A 20,159-nucleotide genomic window follows, 5' to 3' on the forward strand; every position below is an offset into this window, starting at 1 on the left:
ATAGATAAATGAAAAATTTAAATTTAATAATGTTTTTTTTAGTGCTTCAAATAATTAATTGCACATCTTTTAAAGAGTCTAAGATCAAAGTAGATGAAAATAATATAAATGTAATATTTCAATCAAAATTTTATAAAAACTCTATGTTGGTTGGAGAAAAACATTATAATAGTAAAAATGGAAAATTTAAAATTAGCGAAACAAAACAAAATACATCTTTTGATAAAGAAATTATAATTAAGCTTACAACAGAAGATTTAAAAAAAATTTATTCCAAGTATAAAGAACTAAAAATTCCAAATAAAAAATTATGCTTACAAATGAAGGATGAAGGAAATAATATAGTAATCGAAAGGGTAATTCTAATAAATTCTGAAAATGATTTTACTTTAAATGATTGTGCAATTACAGATAATGATCAAAAAAACCTTAGCTACATTACATCAATGCTTTTAAACCTGTTAACATCAAAACCAGAATACAAAAAAGCTTTTCCAATGGCAGAATGGGAATTGTAAAAAAATACAATGATTCAAAATAGTTGTTGCTCCAGTGATTTGGGGAGCGGTAGTAGGAACTCTGATCAGTGTAGGCATGTATACTATACAGTCACTAGTAATGAACAGCTGGTCATGGAATGGTTTTGCCAATGCGCTGTTAATGGGTGCAGTCACAGGAGGAGTCTCCGGGGGATTGGGACAAGTCTTCAGTGCCAGTGGTTTCTGGGGATCTGTGGGAAGCAGTGCTTTCGCAGGAGCAGGAACAGGAGGTGTTACAGCTTTACTTACCGGACAGAATTTCCTTGAAGGAGTGCTTAAAGGTGCTGTAATCGGTGGTGGTGTAGCAGCAATATCTTATTTTGGCGCTAAATTCTTTACAAGCCCAGTATTTAGTGAACTAACCAAAGCGGAATATGATGCTCACGGAATATCTGATTCAGGAGAAGCACTGGATCCATCAATAAATACATTAAGAAAAATGTATAAAGATACTGGATGGAGTGAAATGAATACGGGTGCAAAACAGTTTTATGTAGATCATGTATCTGGTCCCTATATTAAAAAGGGAGATATGTACTATAATCCTAAAACAGGAGAAGATGTATACGCTTATACAAGACGTAACTTTTGGAATAATAATACCTCAAGCATATCATTCTCAAAAGCTGCTTTTGCATCTAAAATTAAGTTAGGACTTATAATGGTTCATGAATTAGGACATGCTACAATTAATCTTAATAATAGCTTAAATGTTTTTTTACAAAGTAAAACAGATAATGGATATAAACCTGAAATGTTACCAGCTATTCCTGGTTCTGGCATACCATCAATTAGTATAGAACATGGGGCAATCTGGGGAATTGAAAGGGACTTTTTAAAATTAAATGGACTTAATAATTTACCCGGTTTTTTTAATCCAGATGACAAAGCATACTTTGACGCTTGGTTTTCACCAGGAAAACAATATAATAGAGTATATGAATATATAAAACATTTACCTGTAAAACTAAAATAATGAAAAATATAATATTGATTATAAGTATCGTCTTTTTTATAAGTTGCAATAAAAAAATGGAAAAAAAAGTAGATATTTCTATTAAAATTTTAAAATATAATAAAGTAGATTCTGCAAATTCATATTGTGTTCTTTCGTTTGAAAATAATAGCTTTAAGAATTATGTATTGCCAAGCAGTGGTGGTATATACTTAACATCAACAAAAAAAGGGATTATATCTTATGATGACAAAGGAAAGATTAAAGGAAAAATAGTCAGCTCAGATTTTGTGGACTATGCTGGGGGGGCTAATAGTAATGAAAGTGTGAAAATGCAGCAACTAATTAATAACTATTTTGAAGCTACATGGCCCTCAACGATTGACCGAGAGCAAATTTGGAAGAATAACTTTGAAGGTTTTATTCATTCTTTATTATTCATGCCTAAAAAAAGCAAAAAAGAAGTAATAATATGGTTTCATGCTTTTGATATAAATCAGCACACCTTAACTAATAATAAATCAAGGATTTCTATAATTTCAGATGAGCAAGAGCCTAAATCACTTATCTATTTTAGAAAAATTGATTCTCTCTTAAAAGTACATGATCTTAATTATCAGGTTTATAATTATTCTCCATATTTAAAAGATTCATTATTTATTAATAAATAAATTGAACAAAAGATCTATATGGATAGTTTCGGTGATCTATGGAATGGTAGTAGGGATATTGACTAGTGTAGGCATGCATGTTTTACAGATATTAGTAATGAACCTGAATTGCTCCCTTCTGTTAAAAACAGTTTATACTTTTAATATATCCACTTTAATATTTTCTCAAATTCCTGTATCAATTGATACAGGAATTTTTCATTCTAACTTTTACTGTATTAGAAAAAACAACAATATCCAATAAGTTCTGGGTAGGATGAATAAATTCTCAAAAATTAAACCACGAACAGGCTTATTTTAAGCCTGTTTTTTATTTTCTGAGCATTCCCTTTGTAATTCTATTTTCATATAAAAGAAGGGTGTTTAAAAGAGTCCTCAGACCTGAGTGAGAGCAAGAAACTATAACCGAGCTAATTTCAAGAAACAAAAAGGTAACGAAAGGAAAGTAAAATTTTAGAAATCAAAAAAGATTTTCGAAATTCGCCTTGTACAAAGCGTGTATGAGAGTTCTTTTAAATTTTCGTGGAGATTCCGTTGACTTTTGGAATAAAAAAATCCCTGAATCTTGTATTGATCAGGGATTGAGTCATGTAGTTTAGTAGCCTATAGGGGAATCGAACCCCTGTTGCAAGAATGAAAATCTTGAGTCCTGACCACTAGACGAATAGGCCAAATTTTGAGGTTGCAAAAGTAATCATTAACTTTTTAACTTCAAAATTATTTTTTTTAATTATTTATAGACTTTCTGTATCACGGTGTTTTTGATACCTTTAGCTTCAAGATCTTTTTGAAGTTTTACGGCATCTTCTAACGTGTATACTTTTCCATAAGTATAATAGAACACTCCACTGTCTTTCTCTCTTTCTACATCTTTCAGGTTCTGAAGAATGTAAGAGTTGCCATTCAGTTTATCACCAGAGTATACTTCTATAGTATAATACCCCATATTAATCCTTTGATTAGGCATGAAACCTACTGCAAAAGCATTTCTAAAGCCAGCATCTTTGGCTGTTTTAAGATTAATATCTTTTACTGAAGCCATATTTGTTACGGCATAGTAATATTTGTACTGTCCGTTTTCTTTAAGAGTAAGAATATAATTCAGGCCTTTAAGGGCAGGATCATTTTCATTGTATTTCATTGGCGAACTCATCAGTAAGATTCGGAAATCATTTTTCAGAGGAACTTCTGCCGGTTTTTCAGGTTCAGGTTTCTTTACTGCAAAAGAACCTCCGGATTTTCTGTCAACAGCTTTCTTGTAATCTATCACTGCATTGTAGATACTTTCTGCAATCTCAGTCTGTCCTTTATCTGAAGCAATATAGTGGCTTTCTTCCGGATGGTTGATAAACCCTGTTTCTATCAGTACAGAAGGCATGGCATTCATACGGAGAACGTGAAGGTTCTTCTGGAAAACACCCCTTGAGGATCTTTTATCCTTATTCACAAAGTTATCTTCCACTAATCCTCCTAAAAGAAGACTTGATTCCAGATATTTACTTTGCTGAAGTTTTAAGGCAATTAAAGATTCCGGAGAATCAGGATTATAAGATCCGAAGGTCTGTTTATCTTTTTCATCCAGGAAGATCACATCATTCTCTCTTTTGGCAACCTCAAGATTCTCGTTGTTCTGGTTAGGTCCCTGTACATAGGTTTCCGTACCATAAGCCGTAGGTCTTTGGGAAGAATTACAGTGAATAGATATAAAAAGGTCTGCCTTGCTCCTGTTGGCCAGATTGGTTCTGTCGGACAGAGAAGGGTATTCATCAATTTTACGGGTGTATATTACTTTGAAGTCCCTATTTTTCTCTAACATTGCACCTACTTTTAACGTAATTGCAAGTGTAATATCTTTTTCTGCGACTCTTCCAATGTCAGAATATGCCCTGTTGGCTCCATGATCACTTCCTCCGTGTCCCGCATCCAGAACGATAGTAAACTTCTTTTGAGAGAAAATAAAGTTGCTAGTAAGGATAAGGAGAAATGATAAAATTATTTTAAAATTTTGTTTGTACATCTTACAGTTATAAAAATTATATTAATTTTGAGCCTTAATTATATAGAATAACATTGGCCAAAACCGTCCTCAAAAATATATTACAAATTTTAATTATCCTAATTTTTAACAATTTTTTAGCACAAAAAACTCCTGAAAAATTGCCTAAAAATGCGGTTAATGATACTATTTCCAAAAAGGATACCATAGTTGTAAAAAAAGAATCTCTGGATGATATTCTTCGTACCAAAGCTGACGATCAGAGAAGGGACATCCCTAAAAAGATGACTTTCCTGAACAAAAATGCGCAGGTAAAGTACCAGGATATGCAGATTGATGCAGATTATATTTCTATTGATGATAATAAAAATCTGATCTACGCCAGAGGGAAACAAGACTCTTTAGGGAAAATCATCGAACCTGTAATTACTACGCAGGCCGGGAAAAAATATGAAACCAACGAGTTCAGCTATAATACAAAAACCAAACAGGCCATCGCTTTCAATGCACGAACAGAAGAAAGTGAAGGAGTAATTATAGCTCAAAAAACTAAAAAATATAACGATTCCGTATTCGCGATGAGAAAAGCGGATTACACAACGGATGATTATTTCATTAAGAAAAAAGATACAGCGGCGGATTATTTTATGAGAGCTTATAATATTAAGCTGATTAAAACCAAAAATAAATCCCAGATTGTTACAGGGCCTATTCAGATGTTTATTGAGCAGGTTCCCACCCCTCTTTATCTTCCATTTGCTATTTTGCCGTTTTCAGCTAAAAGAGCAGCGGGTATCCTTATCCCGAGTTTCGGGGAAAGGGAAGATGTAGGATTTTTCCTTAACGGAATTGGATATTACCAGCCGATTGGAGAACATTTTGACCTTAAAGTTCTGGCTGATATCTATACAAAAGGAAGCTGGAATTTACGTCCACAGGTAAACTATCAGAAGAAATACCGTTATTCCGGAAACTTTACAGCAGATATTGGAACTATGGTGAGAGGGATTAAAGGGCTGGACGATTATTCTAAAAACAGTACATACAGAATCAACTGGACACACTCTCAGGATTCTAAAGCGAATCCTTTTCTTACATTCAGTGCTTCCGTGGATATCGTAAGTACAAAGTTTTACAACAATCCGCTTAACAACAACTATATTTTCAACCAGAACGTGTTGAATACCCAGCAGAACTCCACGGTAACTCTTACCAAAAGATTTCTGAAGCTTCCGATGACTATTACAGGAACGGCTTCTTACTCTCAGAACTTTGCAACAGGATTAGCGGATCTTCGTCTTCCGCAGATGAATGTTGCCATCAACCAGTTCTATCTGTTTAAATCAAGAACGGGAATCAGACAGGGGCTTCTTGAAAATATTACGGTGAATACCGGTTTCAACCTTACCAATTTCGTAAATACTCAGGAAAATGAGCTATTTAAAAAAGAAATGTGGGACAAAATGCAGACAGGGCTTAAAAACAATATCGCTTTGGCTACCAATACAACAGTGGCAAAATATTTTACCTTTAGTTTAAGTGCGAATATTGACAATGCGTTGACCACAAAAACGCTGAACAGATATTACGATCCGATAAAGAATGTAACAGTAGATCAGATCAACAAAAACTTTACCGGATATTCTACTTTTTCTACATCTGCCAGTCTTCAGACTACTCTTTATGGAATGATGAAATTCAAAAAAGGATCTGCAGTAGAAGCAATAAGACATATGATGACACCAAGTATTGGTTTTACCTATGCTCCGGATTTTTCAAGTCCTAATTTCGGATATTACAGAAACTATTACAATGCAACCGGAGCGCTGACTCCTTATTCCATTTTCGAAAAGGGAATTATCGGAAGTCCGTCAAGCGGAATGGTAGGTGCTTTAGGGTTTAATATCGGTAACAATATCGAAATGAAAGTAAAGTCTAAGAGCGACTCTACGGGAGTGAAAAAAATCAAGATTTTTGAATCTTTAAACCTTGCAGGAAGCTACAACTTCGCGGCTAAAGATCACCCTTGGTCTGTATTCACAATCAACGGGCAATCATCTTTCTTCAACAATAAGCTTACAGTAAATACCAGTCTTTCATTGGAACCTTATAAAATTGATTTCTCTTCAGGACAGGATACAGGTATAAGAACAGAACAGTTCGGACACTTCAGTGTACAAGGATTCAATGTACAGTTATCTTATCCTTTAAGCAGCGAGATTTTTGGAGAAAAGACAGACTATGCTAAAAAATATTCTTCGAAAGGTGAAGTCCGAAATGAAAATTATTATTTTGATGATGATCATTACGCTCACTTTAACCAGGCATGGACTTTAAACATCAGTGCCAACTATGCCTACTCGAAAGGATTAAGCAAATTAGGCAACAAAATTGCATCATTAGGATTGGATGGAAGCATCAAGCTGACACCTTACTGGAATGTTAACGGAAGTACGCATTATGATATGGTGACTAAACAATTGGCGTATACAAGAATTGGTTTCTCGAGAGATCAGCGAAGTTTTACGATCAATTTCAACTGGGTTCCTTTCGGACAATATAAAGTGTATGACTTCTTTATCGGGATCAAAGCCAACATCTTAAGTGATGCTCTGAAGTACAAAGACAGAAGCTTTACCCAGCCTAATGCACCTTTCTAATATCAGATTGGCATTTGAGAATATAAATTTTATATTTGCAACCAAAATAAATTCTAATGAAATCATCGCTAACGAAAATGCGTAGATGATTGCATATAACCATAGAAAAAATAAATATCCGCATATGAAACAAATAATAAACACAGTTAATGCACCTGCAGCTATCGGGCCTTATTCACAAGCTAATATGGCAAATGGAGTTTTGTATATCTCCGGACAGATTCCTGTAGATCCTGCAACTGGTAAATTGGTAGAAGGTATTGAAAAGGAAACGCACCAGGTAATGAAAAACCTTGAAGCGATTCTTACTGAAGCCGGCATGACTTTCAAGAATGTTGTAAAAGCTACCATCTTCCTTAAGAGTATGGATGATTTTGCTGTAATGAATGATATCTATGCCTCTTACTTAGATTCAGAAAGCTATCCTGCACGTGAAACAGTACAGGTTTCATGCCTGCCTAAAAATGTGGATATCGAAATTTCTATGATTGCACATCAGGATTAATGAATTTTATAAGAAATACAATTGCGGTTCTGGTAGGTCTTGGTATTACAGGACTTATTATTACTCTTGGTATAAGAGCTTTTCCGCAATGGATAACTTTTGAAGCTTTTGCTCCGTTTGAGCACTGGCAAAGGTTTCTTTTCAGCATGAAAGATGATAAGGCGTTTTTCGGCTTCCTTTTGTTTATTTCCGGATTGGGAACTACTATTGGGGGAGTTGCTACGGCTATTATCGTAAAGTATGCTAAAGTAGCTTATGCTATTCTGATCGGATTTATTATGCTCTTTATAGCAATGCTGGATGTTATTATTTTCCCTTACCATCCTACATTTTATAAGATCTCTATTTTTCTTACGTTCTTTCCGTTTTCGTGGATTGGCGGTAAGATTGTAGAAATTATTTATGAGCGGAACAAGAAGAAAAGGATTGCTGAAAAAATGAATAAGCCTAAATAAAAAATATAAAAAAACGCTGCAGATTTCTGCAGCGTTTTTTATTGATATGAAAAACTAATTGGTTTTAAGATTAAGGCATTTTAAATCCTCTTTGGTAATTTCTTCCGTAGTCGTCCATGTATTTTATTTGTGCGGTTCCGGAGAATTTATTCAGTAAATTTTCCACATCTTTCTGTGAGTTTACTGGCTTACCATTGATTTCTGTAATGATATAACCGTCTACAATTCCTGCTTTAGCCATTTCGCTTCCTTCTACAACATTTTTAGCAACAACCCCACTATTTAAGCCGTAATAAGCTTTTGTTCTGTCATCAATGCTTTGGAATTCAGACCCAATTTTTTCTGTTACACTAAGATCTGCTTTTGTTCTTGTAGAGGTTCCTCCTTTCTGATCTCTAAGCGTTACCGTAGTAGTTCCTTCTTTACCATTTCTTAAATAAGTTACCTGTACTTTATCGCCTGGACGTTTGCTTCCAATTGACATAGAAAGGTCTGCAAAGTCTGTGATATCATAGTTGTCTACTTTTGTGATAACGTCTCCTTTTTTCAAACCTGCATCTTCAGCACCACTGTTATCACCAAATCCTGTAATATAGATTCCAGATCCTATTTTTAGGTTAGTCTTATACTGCTGATTGTAGGAAGTTACCAATTGATCATTCGAAAGATCTAAAGACTGAACTCCTAAGAATCCTCTCTGTACGATTCCGAATTTCTTGATATCCTCTACAATTTTTCTTGCAAGGTTAGAAGGAACTGCAAATCCGTATCCCTGGTAATATCCTGTAGTAGACTGAATTGCAGAGTTGATACCGATAAGCTCACCGTTTGTATTCACCAAGGCTCCTCCTGAGTTCCCCGGATTGATCGCAGCATCCGTTTGAATGAAACTTTCAATAGGATTAGTTGCTTTTCCCTGGCTTCCCAAAATTCCGATACCTCTTCCTTTAGCAGAAACAATACCTGCTGTAACCGTAGAGTTTAATCCAAGTGGATTTCCTACTGCAAGTACCCATTGGCCTACATCAATATTGTCAGAATTTGCAAAATTTAAATAAGGAAGACCTTTTTCTTCAATCTTCAATAAGGAGATGTCCGTATTAGGGTCCGTTCCTATCAATGTCGCAATATATGATTTTTTGTTGCTTAAAACGACTTCCAGCTTGTTAGCACCTGCTACCACGTGGTTGTTGGAAATGATGTAACCGTCTGGAGAGATGATTACACCAGAACCCATTCCTGATGGCATATTGTCAGGAGTCTGCTGCTGCTTCTGTCTCTGCTGGCCCTGACCTCTTCCCCCGAAAGGATCTCCGAAGAAAAAGTCGAACAGATCTTGTTCTGAAGCTCTGCTTGCTGTTCTGCTTTGGTAATTTTTGATGGTAACTACAGCCGGAACGGTTGTCTTGGCTGCTTTTACAAAGTCATCCCCTACAGCTCCCGTATTCATTCCTGCGAATGAAGTGTTGGGTGCAGCTGTTGTGAAATAAGATTGATCTCCATTGTTGGAGCTGTGTCCGAAATATTGTAAAGCTCCAACGGTAGTAGCTCCGGAGATTACTCCTACTACTGCAAATGGTAATAGTTTTTTTAAAGTACTCTTCATTGTATATCTTTCTTGTTTATTAATTAATTTCTTTATTATGTTTTTGAGTAAACAAATTTAATGTTAAATAAGTAAGCAATTAGCATGCTATGTTTCAATTTTAACTAAAATTTAACGGCTATTATATCATTTTATACCTTATGTCATAATTGTTAATGTCAGAGTTAACAAAAATTAAAAAAAAATTAAAGAAAATATGTCAGACTGATAGTATAAAGTAAGACATAATTCATTGCTGGCCGTACATAATTCATGACTTGTGATTTGTGTCATAAATATACTTAATTCTAAAATTCTTATCTTTGCAAAAATTTTATTCTCACTTAAAACGTTTATAGCATGCAACTGTATAACACCTTAAGCGCAGAAGAAAGAGCTCAACTTATTGATGAAGCCGGTAAAGACCGTCTTACTTTGTCTTTCTATGCGTATGCCAAAATCGAAGACCCCAAAAAATTTCGCGACGAATTATTTATAGCCTGGAATGCACTTGATGCGCTTGGCCGTATTTATGTTGCGACTGAAGGAATCAATGCTCAGATGAGTGTTCCTGCAGATCAGTTTGAGGCTTTTCGTGATACGCTGGAAGTGTATGACTTCATGAAAGGAATCCGTCTGAACGTAGCGGTAGACCAGGACAATTACTCTTTTTTAAAATTAACCATAAAAGTCAGAAACAAAATTGTTGCTGACGGTTTGAATGATGAGACTTTTGATGTTACCAACAAGGGAATACATTTAAAAGCTCAGGAATTCAATGATTTACTTGAAGATCCAAATACTATTGTAGTAGATTTCAGAAACCACTATGAGAGTGAAGTAGGACACTTTGAAGGGGCAATCACTCCGGATGTGGAAAACTTCAGAGAAAGTTTGCCGATTATCAACGAACAGCTGCAGGATTTTAAAGAAGACAAAAAGCTGTTAATGTACTGTACCGGAGGGATCCGCTGTGAAAAGGCGAGTGCTTACTTCAAACATCAGGGCTTTAAAAATGTTTACCAATTAGAGGGAGGTATTATTGAATACACACGCCAGATAAAAGAAGAAGGAATAGAAAGTAAGTTTATTGGTAAAAATTTCGTATTTGACCACCGTTTAGGAGAAAGAATTACAGACGATATTATTTCACAGTGCCACCAATGTGGTAAACCATGCGATAACCATACAAATTGTGCTAATGATGCGTGTCATTTATTGTTTATTCAGTGTGACGAATGCAAAGCCGCCATGGAAAACTGCTGTTCTACAGAATGTCTGGATACGATACATTTACCTTGGGACGAGCAGGTGCAATTAAGAAAAGGACTGCAGGTTGGAAATAAAGTGTTCAGAAAAGGAAAATCGGATGCTCTGAAATTCAAAAACTCAGGGGATTTATCAGATAAGCCTTTAGCAAAAGCTGAAACAAAGAATATCCGCCAAAAGATTGCTGTCAAAAAAGAATTGATTGGAAAAGCAGAACATTATTACTCAAAATCAAAGATTGCACAGTTTTTAATTGAAAACAAAGATCTGTCAGTTGGAGATAAAGTATTAATTTCCGGACCTACAACTGGTGAGCAGGAAGTTACGATTACTGAAATTTATGCTAACGGAGGTCCTTGCGAAACGGCAAAACCAGGTGATCAGATTACTTTTGAACTTCCATTCAGAGTTCGTTTATCTGATAAACTGTACAGAATTGTGCAAAACGCATAATCCAAAATTAAGCGATAAAGCTGTAAAGCTTGTCAGAGTAACAATTATTTCAGTTCAAATAACTTAATAATTATGCTAAAAGCTGAGCTTAGAAAAAAATATACACAAAAAAGAAAAGCCTTGTCTTCTGATGAGGCTTTCTTGTTATCTGAGAAGATTTTTGAAAACTTCATTCAATATTTCAATCCAAATGAATCAGAAAAAATACACGTTTTCATCCCGATTCCGGCAAGAAAAGAAATTGACACCCAAATCTTCATTCAATATTTTTTAACGCATAATATCCGTGTTTATGTGCCTAAAGTTGTAGGAGATAAACTGATTAATATCGAAATCTCTGATGAGACTGTTTTTGAAACCAACAGCTGGGGTATTTCAGAACCAGTGTCTAATGAGGATTCCGGTGAAAATTGCTTTCATTATGTGATTACGCCGCTATTGTACTGCGACAGAAAAGGAAATCGGGTAGGGTATGGCAAAGGTTTTTATGATGGCTTGTTCCAAAGTATATCCGCTGAGACAAAAAAAATCGGAGTTAATTACTTTAACCCCGATGAATATGTGGATGATGTCTGGGAAAATGATATTCCCCTAGACTATTTGGTTACTCCTACAGAAGTACTGTCTTTCTTAAGCGGTTTGGAATAAAAATCCAAAAAGTAGAATTTGAATTCTTTTTTAAGCTTGGAAGTAGAAAGCAGGATATATTGTGCATTCTTTTCAAAGCTTCCCAGAGACTTATTCTTATTGTCAAAATATTCTACATTAAACTTGGCGTAGTCCAGCGTATCTTTTTTATAAAATTCTTTATAAACATTCAGGTTGCTCACCTTTGCTGTTTTTGCTTTCATGCTGTCAAGCTCTTTCAGTAGAGTTTTAAAGGTCAGAGAGTCAGGTTTGTGAAAATAGCTTTCCATCTGTGAATAAATAACGGTATCTATTTCGGTATTTCTGTTTCCGCTAAGATACAGCGTAGACAGATCCAGAAGTTCCTGAACTTTCTGTTTGGTAATGGAATTGATAGCCTGCATACTGTCCATTTGCACTGCAGGATAGCTCTTTTCATTGTTGCTGTTTCGTAGTTTATCGAGGTCGCTTACCTCTGAAGTTTTATTATTACAGGCAATAAATAAAGTCAGAAGCACGGTGAAAATTAAAAAATTAATTATTCTTTTCATCTGTGGTAGCAATTTTAAATTTGATGGATACAATCTTTCCTTTGTTATCCTTTTTCATTTCTATTACATTCAGGTTTTTCAGTGAGGTCGTAGGAGTGGTTACCAGAGTGATATACTTCTGTTTATCCAGCCTTTCTATACCATAGGTGTTATTGTCATATACCTGGTATATGATAGCATTGTTGCTGATCAGGTTCTCAAGCTGGCTTCTTTTCTGCTTAATAAGAGCAACCTGTTCATCAGGGTTTCCTCCCTTGATATCTTTTATGGAGAAATAATACACAGCCATCTTATAATCGTCCGGCTTGAGTTCGATTTTTTCCTCTTCAGGGGCATTTTCAAGATTTCTGTTAACTTCCAGAGGTTCATAGAATGGAGCACTGATGCGCATTTTTAAATTTTTATCCTTGGTTGAATAATAAAAACACTCACCTGGTTTTATTTTATACATCAATGGTGACTCATTTTCTTTCACCACCATTATTTCTAAAGTATTAATTACAGATACCCCTCTGTCTTTATCAATGAAACAATATTTATAAGTTTTTGAAAAAAGCACATCTTTAAATCCTAAAAGACCGGTTATGGTAATTAAAATTGAAGTAACGAATGCCCAGGCGTTCTTTTTGAAGAAATTTTTCTTAGGCGGAGCAGAGGAAATTTCAATTTCATTTGTGGTTACTTGTTTTTGTGTAATTTGTTGATTTTCAGTATTTGATTTTTGTAAATCAGTGTTTTCCGGGGTGCGGATTTCAACTTTTCTAGGCTGGTTTTCAGTTTTTGGAAGTTCAGGGGCTTCAGAAACTGTTTTTTCTAGTTCACTGATTTCTTCTTCCTCCAAATTCTCATTTTCCTGGAGCAGTTCACCGGCAAAAAGATGCTGTTTTTTGAACTCATACCAAGAGTCGTAACCTGCATAAATACTCAATAAATTGAGCATATCTATTCTTGGCAGTTTGGTAACCGGTGAGTTTTTAAAATAGGTATAAAATGACTTTTCACTGATGTTCCCTTTTGCCTTTTTCCGCAGGTCTTCCTGAAAATATATAATATCTATACCCTTCCACTTGGATATGTCATCCTGTGAAGGGGTATATTCTTTTAAGTATTGACCCTGAACATCCTTTTTTAGCTGCTCAAAGTGTAATAGATCTAAATCTGTCAATTTTTCAAAAAATAATTAAATTGTTGATTATCAGTTGTATTGTTTTGTAAAACTATTTTACAAAGGTATTACAATTATTTTTCATAGACAAACTTTCTAACTGCTCTACCTTTGTCTTGTTCAAATAACAGAACAGAAGAAAATTTTATAAAACAATATTAACAAAATTAAATTTAATTTATTATGAAAAAGTCATTATTCGTAGCTGCTATCGCTGCAATCTCTCTAGTTGCTTGTAAAAAAACTGAAGCTACTGCTACTGAAGGTACAACTGATTCTGCTGCTGCTACTGTAGCTGATTCTGCTGCTGTAGTTTCTGACTCTGCTGCTAAAGTTGTTGATTCTGCTGCAACTACTGCTGTAGAAGCTACTAAAGATGCTGCTGCTGCTACTACTGCTGCTGGTGCTGAAGTTGCTAAAGATGCTGCTAAAGGAGCTGGAGAAGCTGCTAAAGGAGCTGCTGATGCTGCTAAAGGAGCTGCAACTGCTGCTAAAGATGCTGCAAAAGACGCTGCTAAGAAATAATTCTAGCATAAGCTTAACAATAAAAGAACCGTTTCACCCAGTGAAACGGTTCTTTTATGCTTAGTCATTGCGAGCCGAAGGCGAAGCAATCTCATTCATAACAAAGTTTAATAAAGAGTTGCAGAAATAATACTCAACCCGTATTTACCCTTTCTTCTGCTTTAAAGATTCGTAGCAGGTAATCGCTACTGCATTGCTCAGATTTAATGAATCAATACTTCCGGCCATAGGAATCAATGTATTTTTTCCTTTTCCAATCCAGAAATCACTCAACCCTGAATGTTCCGTACCGAATAATACGGCAGAACGCTGTCTGAAATTTCTCTTATAAAGATCTTCAGCGCTTTCATCCATAAGGGTAGTGTAAATATTAAAGTTGTTTTTTTGAAGGAATTCCAATGTTTCTTCGTTTTCAGCCTGATATACTTCCATTCCAAAAAGGCATCCTACACTGGATCTGATTACATTAGGATTGTAAAAATCTGTTTTTCCATCAGCAACAATGAGTGCATCTACTCCAAAAGCTTCACAGCTTCTTAAAATAGCTCCAAGATTTCCTGGTTTTTCAACACCTTCCACAATAATTATCGTAGAATCTTCTTTAGGAATAAATGACGAAAGTAAAGCTTCTTTAGCATGATATACTCCGATAATTCCCTCGGAGCTTCCTCTGTAAGCTATTTTTTCATATATTTTATCACTTACATAATGTATTTTTCCATCAGGAAGAGTTCCTTTAAAGATATTTTCACAGATAAAGAACTCCAGCGGTTCGAAATCATACTGCATGGCTCTTTCATTTTCCTGCTGGCCTTCTACTACAAAAACCTTTGATTTTTTACGAAACCTGTTGTCAGTAAGGAGCTTAGTGACATTTTTTATTTTATCGTTTTGAAAACTTTCTATCAACATTTTGCAAAATTATGCAAAATTTATGATTGAACTTCTCTGGTTTTGATAAAAAGGCTTTTCCAGGTAATCTCAAATAGGGTTTTATTTTTTCTTTTTAAAATTGATAATAGTTGCGATCATGATGATAGCCAAAGATTTTATAAATATTTCCACACTAAACTGGAAGTACTAAGATAAGATGCAAATGAAACGTAAAAGTTTAGCTTTCTGATGGATCAATAAGATTACTGTTGTCAATAAGACTTTGAGGCAGGTCTTTTTTGTTTTTGATTCCTAATGACTTCAGTTTTTGAGTCTGGATCACAAGATTATCATTTCCTGTATGTAATTGCTTGTAGGCATCATTGAATACATTTTTTGCCTGATCGAGGTTTCGGCCTACTTTTTCCAGATTATCCACAAAACCTACAAATTTATCATAGAGTCTGGCTCCGCGTTCTGCAATTTCTATGGAATTTCTGTTTTGATATTCGCGTTTCCAAAGATCCGCAATAAGCTTAAGAGAAGTAATCAGATTGCTTGGATTAAGGAGAAGGATTCTTCTCTCATAGGCATAGTTCCAAAGATTCTGGTCTGCCTGCATTGCAGCAATATAAGCAGGTTCACTAGGAATGAACATCATCACGAAATCCAATGATTTTCCATAGTCATCGTATGCTTTTTGACTTAGTTGATTAATATGATTCTTGATAGATCCAAGGTGCTGGCTCAGTTTTATAGCATAAACATCGGCATCGGTTTCGTCTACCAATTCTGTGAAAGCAGTCAGTGATACTTTAGAATCAATGATGACATTTCTTTCATCCGGATATTTTACAACAGCATCAGGACGCATTTTCTTTCCGGAGAATTCGGAGAATAAAGCTTTATTGTCTTCATCACGCAATTCATGTTCCAGGAAATATTCTCTTCCTTTTACCAATCCTGATTTCTCAAGAATGCTTTCCAGAATCATTTCGCCCCAGTTCCCCTGGGTTTTGCTTTCTCCTTTCAGAGCACGGGTCAGTTTTTTGGCATCTTCGGAAATCTGCTGGTTCAGTTCTGCCAGTTCTTTCACTTTTTCTGCAAGAGAGAAACGTTCTTTATTTTCCTTTTCGTAAGCTTCATTGACTTTGTTTTTTAAATCAGCTATTTTCTCCTGAAAAGGCTCAAGGATATTTTTTAAGTTATTTTGATTGAGAGTAGTAAACTTTTCTGTTTTTTCTTCTAAAATTTTATTGGCGAGGTTTTCAAACTGAAGTTTAGAATCTTCCTGAATCTTGATAATTTCTTCTTTCTGAGTATCAAGAGATTTCTGAAGACCCTCATTTTGGGCAGAAAGTTCAGCGTTTTTCGCAAAAAGAGTCTGTTTTTCAAGAATATGGGTGTCTATCTGAGAGGTCTGTCTCTGATTGACTTGTTTTAAATCCTGAAACTGAATATGTAAGGAAGAATATTCAGCAGAGATTTTAGAAAACTCATTTTTCAGATCATTCAGAAGATCCTGCTGTATCATATTAGCGTCTTTTTCTTTGCTGATATTCTGATTAAGCTCCTGAATCTTCAGATTTGAATTTTCAAGATCAGACTGGGTTTTAATAGATAAGGTATGCAGCAAGTCATAAGAACTTCTTGAAACCATTGATGATTTCAGTGCAAAATATAATATAACGGCGCCAAGTACACCACCGGCAATCAACCCAATAATTAAATATATCATCTCCATCTTCCAAAATTATGAAAAAAGGCCGGAAGAAGGAAGAAGGATGTTGGAAGTTACCTCCCTCTTCCTTCTTCTGGCTTCCTTTCTTAATTAGAATACTTATATTTATGGGAAATTTCAGAAAATGATGAATATTTTGTTGGTAGAAGATGATCAGAGAATCAGCAATTTCCTGATAAAAGGCCTTTCCGAGGCTGGTTATAATATGACCCTTGCAGATTCCGGGGAAAAAGCGCGTGAACTTCTTCATACTTATGATTTTGATATTATTTTGATGGATATTATGCTTCCCGGATTGGATGGGATGCAGCTTACTCAAATTATCAGATTTAAAGGAAATTATACTCCGATTTTGGTTTTAAGCGCATTGAACAGCCCGGATGATAAGATCAAAATGCTGGATATGGGCGCTGATGATTATCTATCAAAACCTTTCCATTTTGAGGAACTGATTTCTAGGATTAAAGCGTTAACCAGAAGAAATAAAATGAGCTATCAGAAGGAAGATCAATATTTATCATGTGGAAATATCACCATAGATACTGACCTTCATAAGGTAACACAGAATGACAGAGAAATAGAATTTTCTCCTACAGAATACAAGCTTTTTACTTTCCTGATGGAGAATAAAAATAAGGTGCTGAGCAGAACTCAGATTTTACATAAGGTTTGGGGGATTGATTTTGATAATACAACGAATGTAGTGGATGTTTATATTTCCTACGTCCGTAATAAGATTGATGAAAAAGAACAGAAAATTATTCATACGGTGAAAGGAACCGGATATTTGATCAAAGACTGAAAATGACGCTCAGAAACAGATTTACCCTTATTTCAAGCCTTTCTTTCGGCATTGTTTCTATCATCACATCTGCGGTGATATTCTTTGCCTATTATGACAGTACCAAGATTTTTTATTTTGAAAAGCTGAGAAATACAGCTCTTATTTCTGCCATATACTATCTCGAAAAAGATGAACTTCCGAAAGACCGCCATGCTCAAATCAAAAAAGAATACAATCACTTGATTCAGAATAACAGGGTTGCAGTCTATAACCAGAATAATGAAGTGACTTTTGGGCATAATCTAAACGATAAAAATATAAAACCTTCCCATTTACAGGCTGTACGCAATAATAAAGGAATACAGTTTATGTCTGATAATCAATTCTACTATGGAATTTTTTATCCGGATAATCAGGGTGATTTTGTTGTTTTTGTAAAATCTTCAAATGATTCTTTTCAATCACAGATCCTGAGGCTGGCGATTATCATGCTTTCCGTATTGTTAATTGGATTGCTTGCAATTTATTTTCTGAGCAGATATCTTTCAAAGGTGGTTTATAAACCCATTTCCAACGTTGTTGAACGTATCAATAAAGTGGAATATAATAACATCTCTACAGCAATCATTACTTCCACAAATACCAATGATGAAATTGAAGATCTGATAAAATCGTATAATAAACTGCTGGCGAGAATTTCTGAAAATGTACTCTTACAGCAGAATTTTATCAATTATGTTTCCCATGAATTTAAAACTCCCTTAGCTGCTATCTCCGGAAATCTGGAAGTCTTCGCTCAAAAAGACCGTACGCCTGAAGAATATAGGGAAGTGGCAAAAGAGTCCCTGGAAAATGTATACGAGATCGAAAACATTCTCAACAACCTTCTGCTGATGTCCGGAATGACAAAACTTGAATCTTCTCACAAACCCATGAGAGTGGATGAGCTGATCTGGAAGATTTATGAGAAGTTAGAACCCAAAGCAAAAGAAAACAATTCATCCATTAAAATACAGCTTCAGGTAACAAAACCTGCTTTGCTGGAATTTCCCGGAAACGAAACATTATTATATCTTGCATTATACAATATTGTAGAAAATGCAGTAAAATATTCCTATGACAAGCCTGTGGTGATTACACTATCAGAAAAAAACAATCAATTGTATATTGAGGTCAGAGATCAAGGAAGAGGAATTCCTTCTGATGATCTTGTGAAAATAGCTGAGACTTTCTACAGAGGAAAAAATGTAGATACCGTGAAAGGAAGTGGAATTGGCTTATCACTTTCAAAAAGTATTTTTGATCATCATCATATTGGGATGAAAATTGACTCTGTTATTAATATAGGAACAAGTGTTCAACTTGAATTTCCTGTTCATTCGTAATCGTGTTATTTGTGAAAACATTTGTGTTATTCGTGTTTTTTTTGATTCTAATCAAACTCTAATGTTGAACTAACCGAATTTTAATTTTGTTTAAAATTCCCTCTAATCTTAGACAAATAGCTTTGTGGTCTTAAAATAAGAGACCTTGAAGAAACTATTTTTTACCCTACTTTATATTCATTGTTTCAGTTTCTTTTCAGCACAGATTTCAGACACCCTGAAAATTGGCAGAAAGGAGGCTGAGACTATTTTTCTGGCTAAAAACCTCGACCTTATCGCCCAGAAGCTTGAAATTTCACAAGCTGAAGCAAGAGCTGTTCAGGCTAAATACTGGCCTAATCCCAAATTAAGCATCAGTGAAGTGAATTTATGGAGAACCTACGACATCGAAGAACAGCCTGCGCTCATTGGAAACTGGGGAAAGAATACCCAGATTTCTGCTGAAATAGAACAGGTGATTCAGACTGCGGGTAAAAGAAGAAAAAATATTGAACTGCAGAAAATTGAAGTGGAAGGAGAAAAGTATGAATTGCAGGAAGTTTTGCGTGAACTTAAGAAGACACTCAGAAACACCATTACCGATATTCTTTACAATCAGGAACAGCAGAAAATTTATCAAGGGCAGATTACTTCTATTGAGAAATTAACAAAATCCTATAATAATCAATTAAGTCTTGGAAACATCAGTAAAGCTGAATATGTCCGCTTAAAGGCACAGGAAATTGAATTCAAAAAGAAACTGATTTCATTAAAACAGGAAATTGAAGACCAGCAGGTAGAACTTAAAGCCTTATTGATGTTGCCTTCTCAATCTTATCTGGTGATATCAGATTCATTTGTTATGCCTGAAAAACAACTTTCGGAGCTGGAAGTGACACAATGGATAGAAAAGGCAAAAGAAAACCGACCGGATATCATGATCTCAAAAAATAAAGAGAAACATGCTTCCAAAAATCTGGAAATTCAAAATGCGATGAAAACGCCTGATGTTGCTGTTTCTATTGGATATGACCGCGGAGGAAATATCATGAAGGACTTTATAGGGCTGGGTGTTTCTATGGATCTTCCCATTTTCGACCGTAACAAAGGAAATATTCAGGAAGCCAGGCTTGAGATTGAGAAAAGCAAATTGGAGACCCGTAAAAATATGCTGAAATCCGAGAATGAAATTGTATCGGTTTTCAGAAACTATATCAGAACACAGCAGGTTTCAGAAGAGATTGATGAAAATTATGAATCTACGCTGGATGGTCTGCTGGTAAGCCATGAAAAAAACTTCAGACTAAGAAATATCAGCATGTTGGAATACATGGACTTTCTGGATACCTACATCGGTAATAAAATGATCATCCTGGATACTAAAAAAGAATTGAATCAATACTACGAAAACCTGCAGTATGTTGTAGGACAAGATTTATAA

The 20,159-nt window shown here is 35.1% G+C and carries 18 protein-coding genes and 1 tRNA gene; 12 read left to right on the forward strand and 7 right to left on the reverse strand.

The window, feature by feature from the left end; genetic code table 11:
* The first annotated feature begins 8 nt into the window (after nt 1-8).
* From LKL37_RS17160 to LKL37_RS17170, 3 genes are read left to right on the forward strand one after another with little or no spacing between them, the layout of a single operon-like run.
* Nucleotides 9-518 carry a hypothetical protein gene (locus LKL37_RS17160; protein ID WP_431611710.1) on the forward strand — a complete coding sequence of 170 codons (510 nt, stop codon included), beginning with the start codon at nt 9-11 and terminating at the stop codon, nt 516-518.
* A 34-nt stretch (nt 519-552) separates the two neighbouring features.
* Nucleotides 553-1,515, forward strand: coding sequence for a hypothetical protein (locus LKL37_RS17165; protein ID WP_431611711.1), 963 nt, complete (start codon nt 553-555; stop codon nt 1,513-1,515).
* 56 nt (nt 1,516-1,571) lie between these two features.
* Nucleotides 1,572-2,165: a hypothetical protein gene (locus tag LKL37_RS17170; protein ID WP_431611712.1), complete on the forward strand. Its 594-nt coding sequence runs from the start codon at nt 1,572-1,574 to the stop codon at nt 2,163-2,165.
* A gap of 599 nt (nt 2,166-2,764) precedes the next feature.
* Here LKL37_RS17170 and LKL37_RS17175 read toward each other — a convergent pair.
* Both LKL37_RS17175 and LKL37_RS17180 read right to left on the reverse strand, forming a co-directional pair.
* Nucleotides 2,765-2,836 (reverse strand) — tRNA-Glu (locus LKL37_RS17175).
* Between the two features lie 59 nt (nt 2,837-2,895).
* Nucleotides 2,896-4,182, reverse strand: a complete 1,287-nt coding sequence (locus tag LKL37_RS17180) for an N-acetylmuramoyl-L-alanine amidase family protein (protein WP_431611713.1) — start codon at nt 4,180-4,182, stop codon at nt 2,896-2,898.
* Between the two features lie 53 nt (nt 4,183-4,235).
* On the opposite strand from LKL37_RS17180, the gene LKL37_RS17185 reads away from it, so the two are divergent.
* The 3 genes from LKL37_RS17185 (at nt 4,236) to LKL37_RS17195 (ending at nt 7,781) form a co-directional block, all read left to right on the forward strand.
* On the forward strand, nt 4,236-6,821 hold the full coding sequence (locus LKL37_RS17185) for a putative LPS assembly protein LptD (protein ID WP_431611714.1): 2,586 nt from the start codon (nt 4,236-4,238) through the stop codon (nt 6,819-6,821).
* Between the two features lie 124 nt (nt 6,822-6,945).
* Nucleotides 6,946-7,326 carry a RidA family protein gene (locus tag LKL37_RS17190; protein WP_034694591.1) on the forward strand — a complete coding sequence of 127 codons (381 nt, stop codon included), beginning with the start codon at nt 6,946-6,948 and terminating at the stop codon, nt 7,324-7,326.
* Nucleotides 7,326-7,781, forward strand: coding sequence for a hypothetical protein (locus LKL37_RS17195; RefSeq protein ID WP_431611715.1), 456 nt, complete (start codon nt 7,326-7,328; stop codon nt 7,779-7,781). Before LKL37_RS17190 ends, LKL37_RS17195 begins: the two co-directional genes overlap by 1 nt.
* 70 nt (nt 7,782-7,851) lie before the next feature.
* Here the strand turns inward: LKL37_RS17195 and LKL37_RS17200 are convergent, their stop codons facing one another.
* The gene (locus LKL37_RS17200) at nt 7,852-9,387 is read right to left on the reverse strand and encodes a trypsin-like peptidase domain-containing protein (protein WP_431611716.1); all 1,536 of its coding nucleotides are present in this window, start codon (nt 9,385-9,387) and stop codon (nt 7,852-7,854) included.
* Between the two features lie 339 nt (nt 9,388-9,726).
* Between LKL37_RS17200 and LKL37_RS17205 the strand changes: the two genes are divergently transcribed.
* Together LKL37_RS17205 and LKL37_RS17210 are read left to right on the forward strand one after the other, a co-directional pair.
* A complete protein-coding gene (locus LKL37_RS17205) occupies nt 9,727-11,088 on the forward strand; it encodes a rhodanese-related sulfurtransferase (protein ID WP_431611717.1) in 1,362 nt (453 codons plus the stop codon).
* A gap of 72 nt (nt 11,089-11,160) precedes the next feature.
* Nucleotides 11,161-11,736 carry a 5-formyltetrahydrofolate cyclo-ligase gene (locus tag LKL37_RS17210; protein WP_431611718.1) on the forward strand — a complete coding sequence of 192 codons (576 nt, stop codon included), beginning with the start codon at nt 11,161-11,163 and terminating at the stop codon, nt 11,734-11,736.
* Here LKL37_RS17210 and LKL37_RS17215 read toward each other — a convergent pair.
* Both LKL37_RS17215 and LKL37_RS17220 read right to left on the reverse strand, forming a co-directional pair.
* Nucleotides 11,685-12,266 carry a hypothetical protein gene (locus LKL37_RS17215; protein ID WP_431611719.1) on the reverse strand — a complete coding sequence of 194 codons (582 nt, stop codon included), beginning with the start codon at nt 12,264-12,266 and terminating at the stop codon, nt 11,685-11,687. The two genes, LKL37_RS17210 and LKL37_RS17215, sit on opposite strands and share 52 nt — an antisense overlap.
* Nucleotides 12,250-13,431 (reverse strand): hypothetical protein, encoded by a 1,182-nt coding sequence (locus LKL37_RS17220; RefSeq protein ID WP_431611720.1) that lies wholly within the window; start codon nt 13,429-13,431, stop codon nt 12,250-12,252. The genes LKL37_RS17215 and LKL37_RS17220 overlap by 17 nt, the downstream gene beginning before the upstream one ends.
* 183 nt (nt 13,432-13,614) lie before the next feature.
* Between LKL37_RS17220 and LKL37_RS17225 the strand changes: the two genes are divergently transcribed.
* Entirely contained in the window at nt 13,615-13,956 is a 342-nt protein-coding gene (locus LKL37_RS17225; RefSeq protein WP_431611721.1) for a hypothetical protein, read from the forward strand.
* 144 nt (nt 13,957-14,100) lie between these two features.
* Here the strand turns inward: LKL37_RS17225 and LKL37_RS17230 are convergent, their stop codons facing one another.
* Complete coding sequence (locus LKL37_RS17230; RefSeq protein WP_431611722.1) at nt 14,101-14,868, reverse strand: TrmH family RNA methyltransferase; 768 nt, start codon at nt 14,866-14,868, stop codon at nt 14,101-14,103.
* Nucleotides 14,869-15,067: 199 nt separating this feature from the next.
* The gene (gene rmuC, locus LKL37_RS17235; RefSeq protein ID WP_431611723.1) at nt 15,068-16,573 is read right to left on the reverse strand and encodes a DNA recombination protein RmuC; all 1,506 of its coding nucleotides are present in this window, start codon (nt 16,571-16,573) and stop codon (nt 15,068-15,070) included.
* Between the two features lie 124 nt (nt 16,574-16,697).
* Here rmuC and LKL37_RS17240 point away from each other — a divergent pair, with 124 nt between their 5' ends.
* From LKL37_RS17240 to LKL37_RS17250, 3 genes are all read left to right on the forward strand, one after another.
* Nucleotides 16,698-17,372 (forward strand): response regulator transcription factor, encoded by a 675-nt coding sequence (locus LKL37_RS17240; RefSeq protein ID WP_431611822.1) that lies wholly within the window; start codon nt 16,698-16,700, stop codon nt 17,370-17,372.
* A gap of 2 nt (nt 17,373-17,374) precedes the next feature.
* Nucleotides 17,375-18,739 carry an ATP-binding protein gene (locus tag LKL37_RS17245; protein WP_431611724.1) on the forward strand — a complete coding sequence of 455 codons (1,365 nt, stop codon included), beginning with the start codon at nt 17,375-17,377 and terminating at the stop codon, nt 18,737-18,739.
* A gap of 145 nt (nt 18,740-18,884) precedes the next feature.
* Entirely contained in the window at nt 18,885-20,159 is a 1,275-nt protein-coding gene (locus tag LKL37_RS17250; protein ID WP_431611725.1) for a TolC family protein, read from the forward strand.

The sequence above is a fragment of the Chryseobacterium sp. 'Rf worker isolate 10' genome, from assembly GCF_050753305.1.
In the GTDB taxonomy this organism is placed as follows: domain Bacteria; phylum Bacteroidota; class Bacteroidia; order Flavobacteriales; family Weeksellaceae; genus Chryseobacterium.

Coding starts and splice junctions, on each gene's coding strand:
- LKL37_RS17160 (WP_431611710.1), top strand. CDS start 9: ATGAAAAATTTAAATTTAATAATGTTTTTTTTAGTGCTTCAAATAATT.
- LKL37_RS17170 (WP_431611712.1), top strand. CDS start 1,572: ATGGAAAAAAAAGTAGATATTTCTATTAAAATTTTAAAATATAATAAA.
- LKL37_RS17180 (WP_431611713.1), bottom strand. CDS start 4,182: ATGTACAAACAAAATTTTAAAATAATTTTATCATTTCTCCTTATCCTT.
- LKL37_RS17190 (WP_034694591.1), top strand. CDS start 6,946: ATGAAACAAATAATAAACACAGTTAATGCACCTGCAGCTATCGGGCCT.
- LKL37_RS17195 (WP_431611715.1), top strand. CDS start 7,326: ATGAATTTTATAAGAAATACAATTGCGGTTCTGGTAGGTCTTGGTATT.
- LKL37_RS17200 (WP_431611716.1), bottom strand. CDS start 9,387: ATGAAGAGTACTTTAAAAAAACTATTACCATTTGCAGTAGTAGGAGTA.
- LKL37_RS17205 (WP_431611717.1), top strand. CDS start 9,727: ATGCAACTGTATAACACCTTAAGCGCAGAAGAAAGAGCTCAACTTATT.
- LKL37_RS17210 (WP_431611718.1), top strand. CDS start 11,161: ATGCTAAAAGCTGAGCTTAGAAAAAAATATACACAAAAAAGAAAAGCC.
- LKL37_RS17215 (WP_431611719.1), bottom strand. CDS start 12,266: ATGAAAAGAATAATTAATTTTTTAATTTTCACCGTGCTTCTGACTTTA.
- LKL37_RS17225 (WP_431611721.1), top strand. CDS start 13,615: ATGAAAAAGTCATTATTCGTAGCTGCTATCGCTGCAATCTCTCTAGTT.
- LKL37_RS17230 (WP_431611722.1), bottom strand. CDS start 14,868: ATGTTGATAGAAAGTTTTCAAAACGATAAAATAAAAAATGTCACTAAG.
- rmuC (WP_431611723.1), bottom strand. CDS start 16,573: ATGGAGATGATATATTTAATTATTGGGTTGATTGCCGGTGGTGTACTT.
- LKL37_RS17240 (WP_431611822.1), top strand. CDS start 16,698: ATGAATATTTTGTTGGTAGAAGATGATCAGAGAATCAGCAATTTCCTG.
- LKL37_RS17245 (WP_431611724.1), top strand. CDS start 17,375: ATGACGCTCAGAAACAGATTTACCCTTATTTCAAGCCTTTCTTTCGGC.